16 protein-coding genes are annotated in these 18,624 nt (G+C 35.4%); 15 read left to right on the forward strand and 1 reads right to left on the reverse strand.

The features are described 5' to 3' along the window. Positions 1-117: 117 nt before the first annotated feature. Positions 118-1,050, forward strand: coding sequence for a signal peptidase I (lepB, locus tag M2139_RS05845; RefSeq protein ID WP_280737889.1), 933 nt, complete (start codon positions 118-120; stop codon positions 1,048-1,050). A 32-nt stretch (positions 1,051-1,082) separates the two neighbouring features. Next, positions 1,083-1,496 carry a thioesterase family protein gene (locus M2139_RS05850; RefSeq protein ID WP_280737891.1) on the forward strand — a complete coding sequence of 138 codons (414 nt, stop codon included), beginning with the start codon at positions 1,083-1,085 and terminating at the stop codon, positions 1,494-1,496. Between the two features lie 51 nt (positions 1,497-1,547). Here M2139_RS05850 and M2139_RS05855 read toward each other — a convergent pair whose 3' ends face one another. Next, positions 1,548-2,327, reverse strand: coding sequence for a hypothetical protein (locus tag M2139_RS05855; RefSeq protein WP_280737892.1), 780 nt, complete (start codon positions 2,325-2,327; stop codon positions 1,548-1,550). 205 nt (positions 2,328-2,532) lie between these two features. On the opposite strand from M2139_RS05855, the gene M2139_RS05860 reads away from it, so the two are divergent. The 13 genes from M2139_RS05860 to M2139_RS05920 all read left to right on the forward strand — a co-directional run bounded on the left by M2139_RS05860 (position 2,533) and on the right by M2139_RS05920 (position 18,622). Then, the gene (locus M2139_RS05860; protein WP_280737893.1) at positions 2,533-3,882 is read left to right on the forward strand and encodes a DEAD/DEAH box helicase; all 1,350 of its coding nucleotides are present in this window, start codon (positions 2,533-2,535) and stop codon (positions 3,880-3,882) included. A 172-nt stretch (positions 3,883-4,054) separates the two neighbouring features. Continuing rightward, positions 4,055-4,477 (forward strand): pyridoxamine 5'-phosphate oxidase family protein, encoded by a 423-nt coding sequence (locus tag M2139_RS05865; RefSeq protein ID WP_280737894.1) that lies wholly within the window; start codon positions 4,055-4,057, stop codon positions 4,475-4,477. Positions 4,478-4,643: 166 nt separating this feature from the next. Next, positions 4,644-5,732 (forward strand): LCP family protein, encoded by a 1,089-nt coding sequence (locus tag M2139_RS05870; RefSeq protein WP_280737895.1) that lies wholly within the window; start codon positions 4,644-4,646, stop codon positions 5,730-5,732. Between the two features lie 111 nt (positions 5,733-5,843). Next, complete coding sequence (locus M2139_RS05875) at positions 5,844-6,692, forward strand: DegV family protein (RefSeq protein WP_280737896.1); 849 nt, start codon at positions 5,844-5,846, stop codon at positions 6,690-6,692. Positions 6,693-6,992: 300 nt separating this feature from the next. Beyond that, complete coding sequence (gene murC / locus M2139_RS05880) at positions 6,993-8,327, forward strand: UDP-N-acetylmuramate--L-alanine ligase (protein WP_280737897.1); 1,335 nt, start codon at positions 6,993-6,995, stop codon at positions 8,325-8,327. Positions 8,328-8,449: 122 nt separating this feature from the next. Beyond that, complete coding sequence (locus M2139_RS05885) at positions 8,450-8,935, forward strand: MaoC/PaaZ C-terminal domain-containing protein (protein WP_280737898.1); 486 nt, start codon at positions 8,450-8,452, stop codon at positions 8,933-8,935. Further along, complete coding sequence (locus M2139_RS05890; protein ID WP_280737899.1) at positions 8,928-9,611, forward strand: Bax inhibitor-1/YccA family protein; 684 nt, start codon at positions 8,928-8,930, stop codon at positions 9,609-9,611. The genes M2139_RS05885 and M2139_RS05890 overlap by 8 nt, the downstream gene beginning before the upstream one ends. A 185-nt stretch (positions 9,612-9,796) precedes the next feature. After that, entirely contained in the window at positions 9,797-12,145 is a 2,349-nt protein-coding gene (locus M2139_RS05895) for a bifunctional metallophosphatase/5'-nucleotidase (protein WP_280737900.1), read from the forward strand. Positions 12,146-12,296: 151 nt separating this feature from the next. Continuing rightward, positions 12,297-14,942: a DNA polymerase I gene (gene polA / locus M2139_RS05900; RefSeq protein WP_280737901.1), complete on the forward strand. Its 2,646-nt coding sequence runs from the start codon at positions 12,297-12,299 to the stop codon at positions 14,940-14,942. Positions 14,943-15,038: 96 nt separating this feature from the next. After that, a complete protein-coding gene (mutM, locus tag M2139_RS05905; RefSeq protein WP_280737902.1) occupies positions 15,039-15,872 on the forward strand; it encodes a DNA-formamidopyrimidine glycosylase in 834 nt (277 codons plus the stop codon). 16 nt (positions 15,873-15,888) lie between these two features. Further along, the gene (gene coaE, locus M2139_RS05910; protein WP_280737903.1) at positions 15,889-16,485 is read left to right on the forward strand and encodes a dephospho-CoA kinase; all 597 of its coding nucleotides are present in this window, start codon (positions 15,889-15,891) and stop codon (positions 16,483-16,485) included. Between the two features lie 211 nt (positions 16,486-16,696). After that, positions 16,697-17,176, forward strand: coding sequence for a transcriptional regulator NrdR (nrdR, locus tag M2139_RS05915; protein WP_280737904.1), 480 nt, complete (start codon positions 16,697-16,699; stop codon positions 17,174-17,176). A 42-nt stretch (positions 17,177-17,218) separates the two neighbouring features. Continuing rightward, entirely contained in the window at positions 17,219-18,622 is a 1,404-nt protein-coding gene (locus M2139_RS05920; protein ID WP_280737905.1) for a DnaD domain protein, read from the forward strand. The last annotated feature ends 2 nt before the right edge of the window (positions 18,623-18,624 follow it).

Here is an 18,624-nt window from a genome sequence, read left to right on the forward strand (position 1 = left end):
AAGTAAAAGCTGATTTTTCTGGGGTGTTTTTCCTATCAGGCTTTGACAAAAGCGGTTAAAACTGATACTGTAATTCTGTAGGATTTTAAATAATTGCTGGCGGTGAAAATATAATTTATGGAACCAACTAAAGAAAAACAAACAGATTTACCTAAAAAGAAAAAGAAGCCACAAACTACTGGGGCAAAATCAGGGGCAACTAATCCTGAAAAAGTAGCGAAAAAGAAAAAAAGCCAGTCTGCCAAATCAAGAAAAAGACCTGTTGCAACAGGCAAAAGCACTAAATTGGCAAAATCTGTAGCCGAAAAGAAAAAAAGCAGTGCTAATGATGAAAATGCAGCGATTAAAATTAACTCTCAGCTAGAGGTTAATGGAGATAAACCACGGAAAAAACGGCCAAGAACGGAAGCTGAAAAGCAAAGAGCCCGTCAACGTCGTAAACGTCAAGCTTATGAAGCACGCATGCGGGAGCAAAAGAAAAAAGAATTCCGTTTGCAAATCATTATAACTAGCTTGATTTTAGTTCTAAGTGGCGTGCTACTATTCGGAGCTGTGATGCTTAGTATGAGTATTGGAACCGGTAAAGTAGTAGGTGACTCTATGGAGCCAACTTTAGAAACGAAAGAAAAAGTTGTTTACTTAAAACATGAAAAGCTTGATGCCTTTGATATTGTAGCTTTCGTGCCACCAACTGCTAAATCTTCTGATGAATATTACGTGAAACGAATTGTGGGGATGCCTGGGGATTCTGTACAGTATGAAGATGGCATTTTAACAATCAATAATCAAAGCTTGAAGGAAAAATATGTAGCCAACACTGGTGGGTTAGAGGCTGGTTTTGATTTTGAAGATATCATTGAAAATACCCCTGGCTTAGCAGGTAGTTTACGAGAAACCACAGAAATTCCTAAAGATATGTATCTTGTTTTAGGAGATAATCGTGAAAATTCGGAAGATAGCCGTACCTTTGGGTTAATTTCTAAAGATGATATCGCTGGGGTTGTTCGTTTCCGCTACTCACCATTTAATAAATTTGGTTCTGTTCGTTAAAATTTGTTATAAAAAGAGTGAGGAGCCGTGTTATGACAGAAATCACACCTTATCGTCGCAAAGCCCAATACTATGAAACGGATCAAATGGGGATTATTCATCATTCCAATTATATTCGTTGGTTTGAAGAAACTCGAGTTGATTACTTGGATAAATGCGAAATTTCTTATCAAAGAATTGAAGAGATTGGCATTATCATTCCTGTTTTAGAAGTTTTAGCCACCTATAAAGAAATGGTTCGTTTTAATGACCAAGTCTTGATCTATACGAAAGTTGATGAGTACACAGGCACACGTTTAACTTTATCTTATGAGATTCGCAATCAAACTAATGAGCTGTTAACAACTGGCTATAGTAAACACTGTTTTCTATCAGCCGAAACTGGTCGCTTGATTAGTTTAAAGAAAAGTTTTCCTGAGGTTCATCAAAAATTCTTGAATATGTAAAAACTGCGAGAAACGAAGTTGATTAAACTTCAATTCTCGCAGTTTTTTTAGTTAATTAATTTCAAATTTAACGATAGCTAAATCTATTTGAAAACCTTGAGAAGTTTTCTCTAAGTTAAAAGGGACGACTTCCGACAAGTCAGTATCATATCTTTCATTAAAATCGTTAGGATCCCAAAATAGTTGATAACCAGCCGCTTGACTTTCTACTTGATTAATTAAATAAGAGTAACCACCATAAATTACTTCGTTGCTAGAAAAAGCAATGCGGACAACTTTATCATCATAAATACTAGTACCTTGATAGTTTCCGCGGATTTCAACGGGAACTAAATTTTCTTTTTCTTGATTTGCAGCAGCGTACCAGCCAATGCCTTCTGCTTGCCAACCTTCCGCTATTAAAGCAATGATTTCTTGTTGATTAGCTGTATAGTGATGAGTTCCGGTGGCAGCATTAGGATTATATGCTCGATAAATCGGGATAGCTTGATCTTGATCAGAAAACCAACCGACACCTTCAAATTCCCAGCCTTGATCGGTCAAATTTTTGCTTTCATTTTCATCCGTGGTATAGTGATGATCGCCAACATTCGGGTTGTAGAGGCGGTAGACGGGAGTTCCTGATTTCGGTGCATTCCAGGCAACATCTTCATAATCCCAGCCCATTTCAAAAATAGCATCTCGTTCTGAAAACTTTTTAGTATAAAAATGCTCACCGCTATTCGGATTGTAGAGACGGTACATGTCGGCGGCTAAAGTTTCTTTACTAAAAAACAGGCAACCTGAAAAAAGGGTAATTAAACTTAAGCGCCAGCTGATTTTTTTCATCATGAAGTTCCTCTCTAAAAAAGCTGTATTTAAATCAATTATAGCACGCTAATTGTTAAATCTAAATAAATTTGCTTTAAGTAGTCCGTAAATTCCCGTTTCTGGCAGGGGGAGATATTTTATGAAGGGAATAATAAAAAGCGTGAAAACAACAGCTTTTTTATGGTATAATGCGCTAGAACGCATTATTTAGAAACGGGGTACTTGCATGGCAAGCTTTAAAGATTTTCAGTTTCAACCCTTTATTTACGAAGCTTTAACAGATAAAGGATTTGAAACACCAACAGAAGTTCAAGAAAAATTAATTCCTTTAATAACAAGAAATAAAAATATTGTGGGGCAATCACAAACAGGTTCAGGTAAAACCCATACCTTTTTGTTGCCTTTAATGAATAAAGTTAATCCAGAAAAAGATGAAGTTCAAGTGGTAATTACGGCACCAAGTCGTGAATTAGCCGGTCAAATTTATCAAGCAGCAGTGCAAATTGCTGAATTTTCTCAACCAGCGATTCGGGTAACGAATTTCGTGGGGGGAACGGATAAAAAAAGACAATTAGATCGCTTGCAACACCAACAACCACATATTGTGGTAGGGACGCCTGGGCGGATTTTAGATATTATGAATGAGCAAGCTTTAAAAGTTCACACCGCCTTTGCTTTTGTCATTGATGAAGCGGATATGACTTTAGATATGGGCTTTTTAGCAGAAGTGGATCAAATTGCCGGTCGTTTACCTGAAAAACTACAAATGCTAGTTTTTTCAGCAACGATTCCGGAAAAATTACGACCATTTTTAAAAAAATATATGGAGAATCCGATTATTGAAGAGATTCGTCCTAAAGCCGTGATTTCTGAAACCATTGATAATTGGTTAATCTCTACTAAAGGAAAAAATAAAAATCGTTTGATTCATCAATTATTAACAATTGGGCATCCTTATTTAGCAATTGTCTTTGCAAATACGAAACAACGAGTGGATGAGATTGCCGATTATTTGAAAAATCAAGGCTTGAAAGTCGCTAAAATTCATGGTGATATTACGCCACGAGAACGTAAAAGAATTATGCGCCAAGTTCAAAACTTGGAATTTCAATACGTGGTTGCGACCGATTTAGCAGCTCGCGGGATTGATATCGAAGGGGTTTCCCATGTAATTAATGCTGAAATTCCTGAGGATTTAGATTTCTTCATTCACCGAGTAGGGCGGACCGGGCGGAATGGTTTATCAGGCACTGCGATTACTTTATATACGCCAGAAGAAGATCAAACGATTTTAGCAATCGAAGATTTAGGAGTGAAATTTCATCCGAAAGAAATTAAAGATGGTGAAATTGTTGCTACTTACGATCGTAAACGCCGGGAAAAACGGGAAAAATCTCGTGATGAGCTTGATCCAACACTAATTGGTTTAGTGAAAAAGAAAAAGAAAAAAATTAAACCAGGCTACAAGAAAAAAATTGACCGAGCAATTTCTGATAGCAACAAACAAAAACGCAAAATTGAACGCCGTCAGCAAACAAGAACTGTTCGTAAAAACAAGAAAAACTCTAATAAATAGTGAAATATAACCGTCTGCTACGATGAAAGTAAGAACAATCATCGTAGCAGGCGGTTTTTAACTACTAGATTGTCAAAATTTTCCTATAAACTAAGGAAACTCGTCGAAATAATCCGTTTACAATTCTACTTTAGTAAGGTAATTTAAAGTAAAAACAGGCGGTGAAGAGTAGATGACGATAGATGAAACTTTAGCGACAAAATTATTTGATGAACAAAGTTTGGCTTTTTTAGGTTCAGTAGACCAAGCGGGATTTCCGCAAATTAGAGCCATGATGTCCCCCCGTAAAAGAGAAGGACTGCGAAAATTATATTTTACAACCGATACTTTAACCAATAAGATTAAAGACTACACTAATAATGAAAAAGCTTGTCTTTACTTATGTGATGCTACTAATTTTCAAGGTGTTTTGTTAATGGGCAAGATTGAAATTTTAAAATCTTCTGCTTATAAGGAGATGCTTTGGCAAGTGGGGGACGAAGCTTTTTATGCTGGTGGGGTAACGGATCCTAATTATTGTGTTTTAAGTTTTAATGTTGAAAAAATTCGTAATTATAGTTATTTAGAATCGGTAGAATATCAAGTTCCCAAATAATCAGAAAAAAAGTGTTGATTGCTGACAATCGACACTTTTTTTGCTTTTATCCATGATTTTTGCTGGCTATCTCTTAAAAAAGAGAAAAAATCTTTAAAATAAAGTAAAGTAACGTGCAATTTTTGCTGTTTTTCGCTATGCTTATTGAGGATAGGTGGCGATAAAAATGAGTCGAATGGATCGATATCAAAAAATCCATAAAGAATCTCAACGGGCAGAACAGAAAAATAATTTTTCTGTCCGCAAAGAAGTCAATCAGCCTAAAGATCATTATCAGGATTATCAAGCTGATCATTATGATGAAGATGATTATCAAACCCCACAAAAGAAACGCCGCTTTGGTTTCCGCAGAAATAAAGAAAAGCGACCCAAGCGTAAATCTTCCTTTAAAAAGAAAATTTTCAAGTTTTTGCTATTATTTATTTTAATTGAAGTTGCTAGTTTTTTTGTAGGTAAAGTTCAAGCGGAGCTGGATTCATCCATTCCCCAACAGGAAGTGATGACTTTTAACGGTGTAAGCAGTGGAACAGGCAATAAGAATATTCTTTTGTTGGGAAGTGATAGCCGTGAAGGAGAAACCGCCCGAGCAGATACGATTATGGTTTTAAATATTGATAGTGGCAAGCCGAAGTTGGCTTCTTTTATGCGAGATACTTATGTGAATATTCCCGGTTATGGTTATGATAAAATTAACTCGGCTTACGCTTATGGTGGGGCTGATTTATTACGGCAGACGCTGGAGCTTAATTTTGGTATCACTTGTCGCTATTATGCCATTGTGGATTTTAAAACTTTTGAAAAAGCGATTGATGCGATTTTCAGCAGTGGTGTTAAAATTGATGCCGAAAAAGATTTGGATTTAGATGGCGTCTTTATTAATCAAGGTATCCAAAAAATGGACGGTCATACTTTATTACAGTATGCTCGTTTCAGAATGGATGAAGAAGGAGACTTTGGTCGAGTTCGGCGTCAGCAGCAAGTCATGTCAGCTATTTTTGGCCAAATGAAAAATCCTTTAGTGCTGTTGCGCTTACCTTATGCTGCTGGTAAAGTTTGGGGTTATACCGCTACCGATTTACCAATGACCCATATGGTAGTTAATTCTTTACATGTTGCTAAAGGGGTTAGTGGGATTGAGCGTTTGAGCATCCCTGTTGAAGGTTCTTGGCAGTTTGGTGAATATGATGTCGGTAGTGTTTTAGATATTGATGAAGAAATGAACCGTCAAGCAGCGCAAGCCTTTTTTAATCAATAAATGGTGGAAAAATAAAAAATTTATAAATCAAAATGGAAAATCAATTTTATTCCGTGAAAGTTTATGATATATTTGTTATGTTGTGAAAAATTATGTTTGAGAGGAAAATCAATGAAATTAGCAGTTGTTACAGATAGTACAGCTTTTTTATCGCCAGAGATTCAAGCAAGTGAAAATCTCTTTACGGTTCCAATTCCAGTAATTTTAGATGGTAAAATTTATAATGAAGGAATTGATATTGAAGCTGATGCTTATTATGAATTATTAAAACAAAGTAAAGAATTCCCTACAACTTCTCAACCAGCTTTAGGAGAAGTTTTGAAGGTATATGAAGAAATTGCTGAAAAAGGCTATGATACAATTTTAAGTATTCACCTTTCTGGTGGTATTTCAGGATTTGTAAATACTTTAAATTCAATTAAAGATACGATTGATGGCGTGACAATTCTTCCTTATGATTCAAAAATTACCAGTGTGCCAATGGGCCATATGGTTGAAGTCGCTTTGAAAATGGCTGAAGAAGGAAAATCTTTAACAGAGATTACCAATCATTTGGATTTGATTCGTGATAACATTTTTGTTTATTTAATTGTTGATGATTTAAACAATTTGGTACGTGGTGGCCGTTTAACTAACGGTGCTGCGATTATTGGTGGGTTGTTAAAAATCAAACCAATTTTAACTTTTGATGATGGCAAAATTGTTTTACACGAAAAAATTCGCTCTACTAAAAAAGCCTTTACTCGTGTTGAAGAAATTGTCGGACAGAAAAATAAAGAAGTTCCTCATAAAATGAAATTTTACGTGATTCATGGGAATAATTTAGAAGTTGCTTTAGAGGAAAAAACCAAATTGCAAGCTCTTTATCCAGAAGCAGAAATCGAAATCGGTCATTTTGGTCCGGTAATCGGTACGCATTTAGGTGAAAAAGCTATCGGAATCGGTGTCTGTGTCGAATAATCAATTACAAATAAAGAAGAACATTTCTAATTACTAGAGATGTTCTTCTTTTTTACAGGAAAGAAAAAGGCCAAAATGATAGGGATTTCTCTTATTGAAACAATAAAAATCTTTTGAAAATGGCTTGAAGCTAGGAAACTAGCGAAAAGACTTTTAAAAGACTTAAAGCTTTTGCTTTAGATTTGAGTTTTTATGATTGAAATTTTTCTGTATTTGTTAGATAATGTAGTTCGTGTAAAGTGGCTGGTTATCTGCTATGACGAGTTCATAGCTTCGAAATAGAGAAAAGAGGATAATATAATGGGAAATCAAGAGTTAGTTTATCATTTCGTGGGAATCAAGGGCTCTGGTATGAGCGCTTTAGCTTTAGTATTACATCAAAAAGGATTAAAAGTTCAAGGTTCGGACGTTACCGAATATTTTTTCACACAACGTGATTTAGAAAAAGCAGGTGTGGAAATTTTTCCTTTTGATGAAAAAAATATTCATCCAGGATTAGTAGTTATTGCTGGTAATGCCTTTCCTGATGAACATCCAGAAATTCAACGAGCAAAAGAATTAGGGATTGAAGTGATTCGTTATCATGATTTTATCGGTCAATTAATTCAACCTTTCACTAGTGTTGCGGTAACTGGTTCCCATGGGAAAACTACGACAACAGGGATGTTAGCTCATGTTTTAAGTGGTGTTGCGCCAACGAGTTATTTAATTGGTGATGGCACAGGTCATGGTGATCCGCACGCAGACTTTTTCGCTTTTGAAGCTTGTGAATATCGCCGACATTTCTTAGCTTATTCTCCTGATTATGCAATTATGACTAACATTGATTTTGATCATCCTGATTATTATGAAAGTATTGAAGATGTCTTTGATGCTTTTCAATCAATGGCTAAAAATGTTAAAAAAGGCATTATCGCTTTTGGTGATGATGTTTATTTAAGAAAACTTGAAGCAGATGTGCCGATTCACTATTATGGTGTCAACGAAACTGATGATATTCAAGCCCGTAATATCGAAAGAAACCCTGAACATTCATCTTTTGATGTTTATTATCATGATGAATTTATTGGCCATTTTGATTTGCCAGCTTATGGTATGCATAATATTATGAATGCCTTAGGTGTGATTGCTGTGGCTTATTTTGAAAAATTAGATATGCAAAAAGTTGCTAGTGAGATGAAAACTTTTGCAGGGGTGAAACGCCGTTTTAGCGAGAAAAAAGTCGCTGATATGATTATCGTTGATGATTATGCCCATCATCCATCAGAAATCAAAGCAACGATTGATGCTGCCCGTCAAAAATACGTTGACAAAGAAATTATTGCGGTTTTCCAACCCCATACTTTTACCAGAACGATAGCTTTAATGGATGACTTTGCTGAAGCTTTGGATTTAGCTGACCATGTTTTCCTATGTGATATTTTTGGTTCTGCTAGAGAGAACCAAGGGGATGTTAAAATTGAAGATTTAGGCGCGAAAATTAAAAAAGGCGGCCAAGTTTTAGCAGAAGATAATGTTTCACCGCTATTAGATTATAAAGATGCAGTAATGGTCTTTATGGGAGCTGGCGATGTGCAAAAATTTGAACAAGCTTATGAACAATTATTAAGTAAAGTTACTCGTAGCGTTCAGTAATTTCAATTAAGTAAATGGATAAAAGACAAGTTATTAAAATTTATTTAAAGGTAACTTGTCTTTTTGAGGTATTTTGATACAATTGTTATAAGAAATTTAGTGAAAAAATGGAGGAAATAATTTTGAATATCGGTAAATCCAGAAAGATTGGAAAAACCATTAATGAGATTGAGGAAGGCGAGTCGTTATCTTTAACTGAATCAATTGAAGATAATCAGTTATTATTATATTTAGGCTTAACCAATGATGCGAATCCTTTATATATTCAGCATGATTACGCTAAAGAAACAGATTATCAAAAACCAATCGTTCCTTCTATTATGTTGATGGGAATTGTTACAAGCGCTATATCTAAGCATTTACCTGGGCCAGGTTCTCATGTAGTGAATTTTTCAATTAACTTTATTGAACCAGTTTATCATTATGAAACGATTACTTTTTTATTTGAAGTAATTAAAGTGGACAAAATGAAAGATGTGGTAACAATTTCTGTAGAAGCAGTTAATGAAGAGGAAAACCGAATTTTAGATGCTGTAGTGATGGTGCAACCGCCACAAATCGTTGCAGAAGAACTACAAGAGAATGAAGAGGGTGAACTAAATGGATAGTCAAACTATTGATGTTGGTGGATTAAATCGTTTTTATACAAAAATTTATGCTATTTTAGCAGGTGGGATTTTATTAAGTGCTTTAGTGGCTTACTTAACTTTGCATCAGTTTTACTTTCAAGCATTTATGTTTGTTATAAACTTTCCGTTAGGTTTTACGGGATTGTGGTTAGTCGAACTAGCTTTGGTTTTACTATTAGGCATTAAAGGTAGAACGAATCCTTCAATTGCGATTGCTGGCTTTGTGGTTTACTCAATTGTGAATGGCTTTACGTTGGCCTTTACGTTGCTGGCATATGCAGATGCGGATGTTTTAGGTGCTTTATTAACAGCAGCAGCGATGTTTATTGGCTTATCAGTAACTGGTATTTTTATTAAAAAAGATTTAACTGGTGTCGGCCATGCCGCTTATAGTGCTTTAATTGGGATTATTTTAGGTTCTTTATTAAATATCTTTGTATTGAAAAGCGGACCAGCTGATTTGTTGATTTCTGGCTTGAGCATTTTAATCTTTTCAGGAATCACAGCTTATGATAACCAACGAATCCGAACAGTTTACTTGGAATCTAATGGTACAGCTGGCTTAGGCGTCGCTATTTACTTTGCTTTACAATTATACTTAGATTTTATTAATCTATTCATTTCAATTTTGAGAATTTTTGGTAAAAAACGTTAAGTTTATGATTAAAAACTGGAGTTATCAGAATCAATCTGATGAGTTCCAGTTTTTTTGTCTGAAAAATCATTAAGATTTAAAGGAAAACAAGAGTTTTTATTGATTCTTTGATTGATTATTAGTGATTTAATTGCTATGATATTTATTGAAGTCCAACATTTTGAAAAGAGGAGGCAATCCTAATTATGAAAAAGAAAACTGGCTTTTTAAGTTTAATGATGAGTGCTAGTTTAATTTGTACTTTACCATTGGCCCAAAGCAGTGCTTTTGCAGAAGAAGAAGCAACAACAACCGCTGCTAGCGAGGCAACAACACAAGTCCAATTTTTAGGAGTAAATGATTTTCATGGTGCTTTAAGCAGCACGGGTTCAGCTTATTTAAAAGATAATCAAAAGTATAGTAATACTGGTGGCGCAGCGATGCTAGCTAGCTATTTAGATCGTTCTGAAGCGGAGTTTACAGCAGCAGCAGGAACGAATGCTGAAACATTTAGAGTTCAAGCTGGTGATATGGTAGGCGCGAGCCCAGCAAATTCAGGCTTATTACAAGATTATCCAACGGTGTTAGCTTTTAATCGGATGGATTTTGAAATTGGAACCTTAGGTAATCACGAATTTGATGAAGGCTTAGCTGAATTCAATCGAATTTTAACTGGTGGTGCACCTAAAGATTCTTTCTATCCAATTGTTAAACAATTTCAAAATCAGTATAAAAACGAAAAAAGTCAAACTGAAATCGTGGTAGCTAACGTTGTTAATAAGGCCGATGGCAAAATTCCTTTTGGCTGGCAACCTTATACTACTAGAGAAGTTAAAGTTGGCGAAAAAGATGTCAAAATTGGCTTTATTGGTGTCGTAACTACTGAAATTCCTAACTTAGTGTTAAAAGAAAATTATGAAGATTATAATTTCTTAGATGAAGCTGACACGATTGCAAAATATTCAAAAGAGTTAACTGATGCTGGCGTTAATGCCATTGTTGTTTTAGCTCACGTGCCATCAACTAGTCAAGGGAACAAGGTTTCCGATGCAGCTGCGGATATTATGACAAAAGTGAATCAAAAAAATCCTGATAACAGTGTCGATATTTTCTTCGCTGGTCATAATCATCAATATACCAATGGTTATGTTGGTGATACTTTAGTTGTTCAATCAACTTCTCAAGGGAAAGCTTACGCAAACGTAGTGGGAACTTTAGAAGAAAAAACTGGCGATTTTCAAAAGAAAGCTACTGCTGAAATTATCCCAGTAGCGACTAAAGAAACTGAAAATACGAAAACAGAAGATTTAGTTGAACCAGATAAAGAAATTGCAACTCTAATTGAAAATGCCAATACAACAGTTTCTGAAGTTACTAGTAAAAAAATCGGAACTGCTGCCAAAGCAGAAGATATTAGTCGCAGTGTCAATGGTTTAGGTGAATCAGCTTTAGGTAATTTAATTACAGATGGTCAAGTTTCATTAGCGAATCAAAAAGGTTTCAATGTTGATTTTGCCATGACTAACAACGGTGGCATCCGTGATGATTTAAAAGTTACCGCAGATGGTACAATTACTTGGGGAGCAGCACAAGCTGTGCAACCTTTTGGTAATATTATGCAGATTGTCGAAATGACTGGGGCACAAGTTAAAAATGCCTTAAATCAACAAACTTTTAAATGGAATGCTGATAAAAAACAAGCAGAAGGTTATTTCTTACAAGTTTCTGGCTTGAAATATACAGTCGCAGCGAATCCTGATAATAGTGGCACATATGTTGTGCAAAATTTGACAAAAGCAGATGGTACAGCGATTGAAGATAATCAAACTTATCGGATGGTTATCAATGATTTCTTATATGGTGGCGGCGATGGCTTTAGTGAATTTACTAAAGGGAAACTAGTCGGTGCGATGCAACCAGATACTGAAACTTTTGTGACTTACATTGAATCTTTAGAAGCTTCTGGACAAAAAGTCGCTAGCGATATTCAAGGTCGAAAAGTAATGGCAGATGGTCAAGCGATTCCGAATCCAACACCTACGCCAAACCCAACACCAACACCTTCTGAAACTGGTGTTGACGCAATTAAAGCAGCAACGAAAATTGATAATTATAAAGAAAACGAAAAATTTCTAACTGGTAAAACAATTCCTAACGGTAAAGTGACTATCAGTAAAGAAGAAAAAACAGCCGTTACCCGTCAAAGCACTGAGATTGTTACTGTGACAGCTGGTGCCGATGGTAAATTCTCAGCAGATGTTTCTAGCTTAGGTTTAACTAGAAAAGAATTTGCTTGGGTTGAAGTTTTTGATGAAGACAATAACGTAGCTGTCTTTAAACGTTTAGTTTTAGCTGGTAGTACAACTTCTTCAAGCAGTGGTAGTAAAACCACAACTTCAAGTAGTAAAAAAGCAACTACAACTTCTAGCAGTAAAACAAATCAGGCTTTACCAAAAACTGGTGAAGAAAATAATTATCAACTAGTTATTATCGGGGGATTATTTATTTTAGCTGGTGGTGTCCTTTATTACAGACGAAAAGCAAGCGTAAATTAATTAGCTAAACAGTTAAGAAAAGTCGAATTTGATTTTTCTTAACTGTTTTTTTTAGTTCTTAGGAAAAATTGTCGTTTCTTTTTCCTTTTAAGGCATTTCTTTGGTAAAATAGACTGATGAAGGATTTAGGGAAAATGAGGAGAACGCTTAAATGGCAAAACAAAAATTATTATTAGTTGATGGCAACAGTGTGGCTTTTAGGGCATTTTATGCTTTGCATAATGCGATGGAAAAGTTTAAAAATAAAAATGGTTTGTATACCAATGCGATTTATACTTTTCACAATATGTTTGAGATTGTGATGGAGCGCGAAAAACCGACCCACGTTTTAGTGGCGTTTGATGCTGGGAAAACTACTTTCAGAACAGAAATGTATGCTGATTATAAAGCTGGCCGGGCAAAAACACCTGGTGAATTTAGAGAGCAATTGCCTTATATTCGTGAAATGTTAACAGCATTAGGAGTTAAACATTATGAATTAGCGAATTATGAAGCGGATGATATCATTGGTACTTTGGCTACACAAGTTCCTAAAGACCAATTTGACGTGGTGATTTTATCTGGAGATCGCGATTTAACCCAGTTAGTCAGCGACCATATTACCGTTGATATTACAGTTAAAGGGGTTAATGATGTTGAAAAGTATACGCCCGCATATTTAGCAGAAAAATATGACGGCTTAACACCCACACAAATTATTGATATGAAAGGTTTAGCGGGGGACAGCTCTGATAATATTCCAGGAGTAACCAAAGTTGGTGAAAAAACCGCTATTAAATTGTTAAATCAATACGGTAGCGTGGAAGGCGTTTATCAACACATTGATGAAATGAAGGCCAGCAAAATGAAAGAAAACTTGATTAACGATCAAGAGGCAGCCTTTTTATCAAAAAAATTAGCAACGATTAACACAGAAGCACCAGTTGAAATTTCGATTGATTCCTTAGCTTATGAAGGAAAAGATTTAGATAAATTAGTTGCTTTTTATAAAGAAATGGACTTTAAAAAGTTTTTAAGCAACTTAGATGTTCCGGAAGAAGAAGTTGTTTTAGAAGATATTATGTTTCAAGTGGTTAATGAATTCACGCCAGAAATGTTTCAAGGAGATCAAGCTATCTATGTAGAAATGCTAGAGGACAATTACCATCAAGCAGACATTGTTGGCGTCGCTTGGGGAAATGCAGAAAAAATTTACGTGACTGATGAATTAGAGCTTTTTGAAAAACAAGCTTTCATTGATTGGTTGCAAGATGGCACAGCTAAAAAGTTTGTTTATGATGCTAAGCGGACTTATGTGGCGTTAACCCGTTATACTACACGACCAAAAGACATTGTATTTGACGTGTTATTAGCAGCTTATTTGTTAGATACTAACGATAGTAATAATGATATTGAAGGTGTGGCAGCTCATTACGGTTATAGCGAGATTCAATCTGATGAATCCATCTACGGCAAAGGGGCTAAAAAAGGCTTACCAGAGGATAATGAAGTCTTTTATAATCATTTAGCTCGTAAAGTTAAAGCAATTCAAGTTTTAACGAAGAAATTAGAGGCTGAATTAGCTGAAAAAGATCAAACCCAATTATTTACGGAAATGGAGCTACCTTTATCACAAATTTTAGCTGAAATGGAAATGACTGGAATTAAAGTCAATGCTAGTCGTTTGCAAGAGATGAGAATTGAATTTTCAGCGCAATTACAAGCGATTGAAGAAAAAATCTATGCTTTAGCTGGAGAAGAGTTCAATTTAAACTCACCAAAACAACTAGGTGTGATTCTTTTTGAAAAAATGGGCTTACCTGTAATTAAAAAGACTAAAACTGGTTATTCAACAGCGGTGGATGTCCTTGAACAACTGCGGGAACAAGCGCCAATTGTCGATGATATTTTAACTTATCGTCAAATTGCTAAAATTCAATCAACTTACGTGGAAGGCTTATTAAAAGTTATTCAAGGGGATAACAAAATCCATACTCGTTATGTACAAACTTTAACGCAAACGGGTCGCTTAAGTTCAGTAGAGCCTAATTTGCAAAACATTCCGATTCGTTTAGAGGAAGGTCGGAAAATTCGCCAAGCTTTCGTTCCTAGCCATGAAGATTGGGTGATTTATTCTTCTGATTATTCACAAATTGAGTTGCGGGTCTTAGCTCATATTTCGCAAGATGAGCATTTACAACAAGCTTTTATTGAAGGGCAAGATATTCATTCAAGTACAGCGATGCGGGTCTTTGGGATTGCTACAGCGGAAGAAGTAACCGCAAATATGCGCCGTCAAGCCAAAGCCGTTAACTTCGGGATTGTTTACGGTATTTCTGATTATGGTTTATCGCAGAATTTAGGGATTACCCGTAAAGCTGCGCAACAATACATTGATACTTATTTTGAAAAATATCCTGGTGTGAAAGATTATATGGAAAAAATTGTGCAACAAGCTAAAGTTGAAGGCTTTGTAGAAACTTTATACCATCGTCGTCGTTATTTACCAGATATTAATTCAAGAAACTTTAATGTCCGCTCTTTTGCTGAACGAACTGCTATCAACACGCCGATTCAAGGCAGCGCTGCTGATATTTTGAAAATCGCCATGATTCAACTACAAGCTCGTTTAGAAAAAGAAAATTTACAAGCGAAAATGCTATTGCAAGTTCACGATGAACTTGTTTTTGAAGTGCCAACTAGTGAATTACAACAGCTAGATGCATTGGTTAAAGAAGTAATGGAAAATGCCGTAGAGCTATCCGTGCCGCTTTTAACAGATAGCAGCTGGGGCGCTACTTGGTATGACGCTAAATAATTGATAAAACAAAACAGATGTAAAAAAGAGTCGAGCAAACTTTTAACATCTGTTTTTGTGACTAAAGAAATAAAAGTAAATTGACGAGGTGAAAGTATGCCGGAATTACCAGAGGTGGAAACCGTCCGCAAAGGGCTAGTCCAATTAGTTAAAGGAAAGACCATTACTCATGTAGAAGTTTTGTGGAATAAAATTATTGAATTACCAGAAGTTGAAAAATTTACTAACGATTTAATTGGTGAACAAATTATTGATGTTGAACGACGAGGGAAATTTTTGATTTTCAAATTAACTCATTGGGATTTAATTTCTCATTTACGCATGGAAGGAAAATATGAATTTTTTTCTGAAAAAACAGTTCCTAGCAAGCATACTCATGTTATTTTTAATTTTACGGATGGCTCACAATTACACTATCATGATGTGCGTAAATTTGGTCGGATGACTTTAGTTGCTAAAAATCAAAGTACTGATTATAAAGGAATTCGTAAATTAGGACCTGAACCAATTGCAGAAAAATTTTTAGTTGCTGAGTTTATTAACGGGTTGAAAAAATCAGCAAAAGCTATTAAGCCACTGTTGTTAGAACAAAAATTAGTAACAGGTTTAGGCAATATTTATGTTGATGAAGCTTTATGGCAAGCCAAAATTCATCCAGAGCAGCCAGCGAACACTTTGAAAAAAGCCGAAATTTTACGATTGCATACAGCAATCATTGAAGTTTTAGCGCAAGCTGTTGCGGCTGGGGGCACAACCATTCGTAGTTATTTAAATGCTTTAGGTGAAGCTGGGAAATTTCAACAAACGCTTCATGTTTATGGTCAAACTGGCAGTCCTTGTAGCCGCTGTGGCACTGAAATTGTTAAAACCAAAGTCGCGCAAAGAGGCACTCATTTTTGCCCTAAATGTCAAAAACTAAGAATTAAATAATTAAAGGGGGAGCAGCATGTCCTTAGTATTAGGTTTAACTGGTGGTATCGCAACTGGTAAAAGCAGCGTTTCTGCAATTTTTCGTAAATATAATTTTCCAGTTATTGATGCTGATTTAATTGCTCGTCAAATTGTTGAGCCTAATCAGCCAGCGTTAAATGATTTAGTAGCTTGGTTAGGGAAAGATATTTTAACAACTACTGGTGAACTGAATCGAAAAAAATTAGCTGAGCTAGTTTTTAACAAGTCAGAGGAGTTGCAAAAACTCAATGCTTTATTGCATCCTTATATTTATCAAGAAATGGTAAAGGAAATTGCGACAGCAAAGAAAGACTATCCTTTAGTTATTATTGATGTGCCATTATTGATTGAAACCGAGTTTAAACAGCTAGCAGATGAGATTATGTTAGTTTATATTCCTGAAAGTTTACAGCTACAACGTTTAATGAAACGAGATAATTTGACGGAAACCGCAGCTTTAAAGCGGATAAGTAGTCAACTTTCTATCGAAGAAAAACGTACATTTGCTGATTTTATCGTTGATAATCAAGGAACTTTATCAGAAACCGAAGCCCAAGTGGTTGACTGGTTAAAAGCAAAGTATTTTTTATAGACAAATGACAATAACTTTGAAATTATAAGTTTTTTAGAAAAAACAGGCTTAGTTAAATTGAAAGCATGGCAATCAAGGATTTTCATGATATAATAATAACAGAAGATAAAGTTTTGAATGTCGAAACTGTTAGATTTATTAGTTTTAATTAAAGCTAGCTAAATTTATTAGTTTTTTGAATAAAATATGACTGAAAACGAGGTGTGGGAAAATGCGATGTCCAAAATGTAAACATAATAATTCTCGTGTGATTGATAGCCGTCAAACTGATGATGGTCGCACTATTCGTCGTCGCCGTGAATGTGAGAACTGTGGTTTTCGCTTTACTACTTTTGAGCGAATTGAAGCAGCACCACTACTTGTAATAAAGAAAGATGGTAATCGGGAAGAGTTCAATCGTGATAAGATTTTACGTGGCTTAATTCGTTCTGCTGAAAAACGGCCTGTTCCTATGGAGAAGATGGAAACAGTCGTGAATGATGTTGAAAATCGAGTGCGAGCTTTAGGAGAAAATGAAGTTTCCACTCATTTAATCGGTGAATATGTGATGGAATATTTGGTGGATTTAGATGAAATTGCCTATATTCGTTTCGCTAGTGTTTATCGCCAATTTAAAGATATGTCAGTCTTTTTAAAAGAGCTGCAAGAAATTGTTGAAAAAGCTAAAAATGATGAGGAAAAATCAGAATAATTGGCTGAAGAAAATTAATATTATAAAATAAGGGGTAGTTTTTTGAAATCTGCATGGGAAGAGGTTCAACCTAAAAATATATATCGTGTTGCTAAGCAGTTGCCTCTGAAAGACCGTGGGCAAGAAGCTTTGTTATACCTTTATCAACCGATTGTTGGTTCTTTAGCTACTAATCTCTACCTGTCCTTATCAGGCGAAGTCAAAGAACTGTTGGGGGTTAGTGAGGTAGGTAGCCACAGTGATTTACTGACTGATTGTGATTTTGGGATTCAGCAGTTTTATGAAGCTCGTTTGCGTTTAGAAGGAATTGGCTTACTGACAACTTATTATAAAGTTGACCCACAAGTCGGAAAAACTTTTTTATATCAATTACAAGAACCGCTATCACCAGAGCTTTTTTTCAAAGATAATTTGTTAGTCTTTTTATTACAAGAAAAGATTAGTCAGAAAAGGTTTAAGCAACTCTTGCAACATTTTGCACCAAAAAAAGTTGAAACAGAAGGTTATCAAGAAATCACTAAAAGTTTTAACGAAGTTTTCCAATTTCAAAAGGAACGTTTTTCAGCTGATTTAGAAAATCTACAGAAAATTGACGAAGATTTTCAAATCACTAATGAAAAGGCACCGATAGTAAGTGAAACATTTGATTGGGAATTTTTAACTGATTATTTACAACGGCAAGGTTTGGTAGTTGAGTTTAGCGAAGAAGTTAAAAGTGAAATTTTAACTTTCCACACCTTGTATGCCATAGATGAATTTGAAATGGCGGAATTTTTAGCGAAAACCGCTAATATCACTAAATCTGAAATTGATTTAAAAGAATTGCGAAAATATTTGCGACAAATTTACCGTAAAAAGCAAGAGCCAGCTGCAACACCAGTTCCTGAAAAAGCTGCGGATTTATCTCTAGCTGATCAGCAAACTTTTCGTTATAACAGTTTGCAATTAGAAGGTTTTAGTGACTATGAAGTCAATTTGTTAAAGGAAATGGATGAGTATCCGCCTATGACTTATTTAGAAGCTTTAAAAGCCGCTAAAAGTAGTTTTGTTTCGGAACCAGAAACTTGGGTGGTGCGTGATCTAGTGCAAAAATCAGGTTTGCCAAGTAATGTGATTAATTTCTTAATGCACTATTTGTTAGTGGTGCAAAAGAAATCGGTGCTAGATACTTTTAGTGCTAATAAAGCTGCTGCTGAATGGGCAGAAGAAAAACTTTATACGCCAGAAGCGGCTTTAATCCATGTTCGTAAAAAAACAACAGCTCAAGCTGAAAAAAATCAAACTTATCAGCAACCACGAAATAAATCAACGAAGCGCCCTGTTCGCAAAGAGCGAATTCCTGAGTGGATGGCTAAAAAAGCCACACCAGCGGAAGCGCAACTTTCGCCAGAAAAACAAGCAGAATTAGATCAGAAATTAGCATCATTTTTGAAGGAAGGTGAATAGCC

The sequence above is a fragment of the Enterococcus sp. PF1-24 genome (genome assembly GCF_029893325.1).
Classification (GTDB): domain Bacteria; phylum Bacillota; class Bacilli; order Lactobacillales; family Enterococcaceae; genus HY326.

Coding starts and splice junctions, on each gene's coding strand:
- M2139_RS05855 (WP_280737892.1), bottom strand. CDS start 2,327: ATGATGAAAAAAATCAGCTGGCGCTTAAGTTTAATTACCCTTTTTTCA.
- mutM (WP_280737902.1), top strand. CDS start 15,039: ATGCCGGAATTACCAGAGGTGGAAACCGTCCGCAAAGGGCTAGTCCAA.
- M2139_RS05875 (WP_280737896.1), top strand. CDS start 5,844: ATGAAATTAGCAGTTGTTACAGATAGTACAGCTTTTTTATCGCCAGAG.
- nrdR (WP_280737904.1), top strand. CDS start 16,697: ATGCGATGTCCAAAATGTAAACATAATAATTCTCGTGTGATTGATAGC.
- murC (WP_280737897.1), top strand. CDS start 6,993: ATGGGAAATCAAGAGTTAGTTTATCATTTCGTGGGAATCAAGGGCTCT.
- polA (WP_280737901.1), top strand. CDS start 12,297: ATGGCAAAACAAAAATTATTATTAGTTGATGGCAACAGTGTGGCTTTT.
- M2139_RS05890 (WP_280737899.1), top strand. CDS start 8,928: ATGGATAGTCAAACTATTGATGTTGGTGGATTAAATCGTTTTTATACA.
- M2139_RS05860 (WP_280737893.1), top strand. CDS start 2,533: ATGGCAAGCTTTAAAGATTTTCAGTTTCAACCCTTTATTTACGAAGCT.
- M2139_RS05870 (WP_280737895.1), top strand. CDS start 4,644: ATGAGTCGAATGGATCGATATCAAAAAATCCATAAAGAATCTCAACGG.
- M2139_RS05850 (WP_280737891.1), top strand. CDS start 1,083: ATGACAGAAATCACACCTTATCGTCGCAAAGCCCAATACTATGAAACG.
- M2139_RS05895 (WP_280737900.1), top strand. CDS start 9,797: ATGAAAAAGAAAACTGGCTTTTTAAGTTTAATGATGAGTGCTAGTTTA.
- lepB (WP_280737889.1), top strand. CDS start 118: ATGGAACCAACTAAAGAAAAACAAACAGATTTACCTAAAAAGAAAAAG.
- M2139_RS05865 (WP_280737894.1), top strand. CDS start 4,055: ATGACGATAGATGAAACTTTAGCGACAAAATTATTTGATGAACAAAGT.
- coaE (WP_280737903.1), top strand. CDS start 15,889: ATGTCCTTAGTATTAGGTTTAACTGGTGGTATCGCAACTGGTAAAAGC.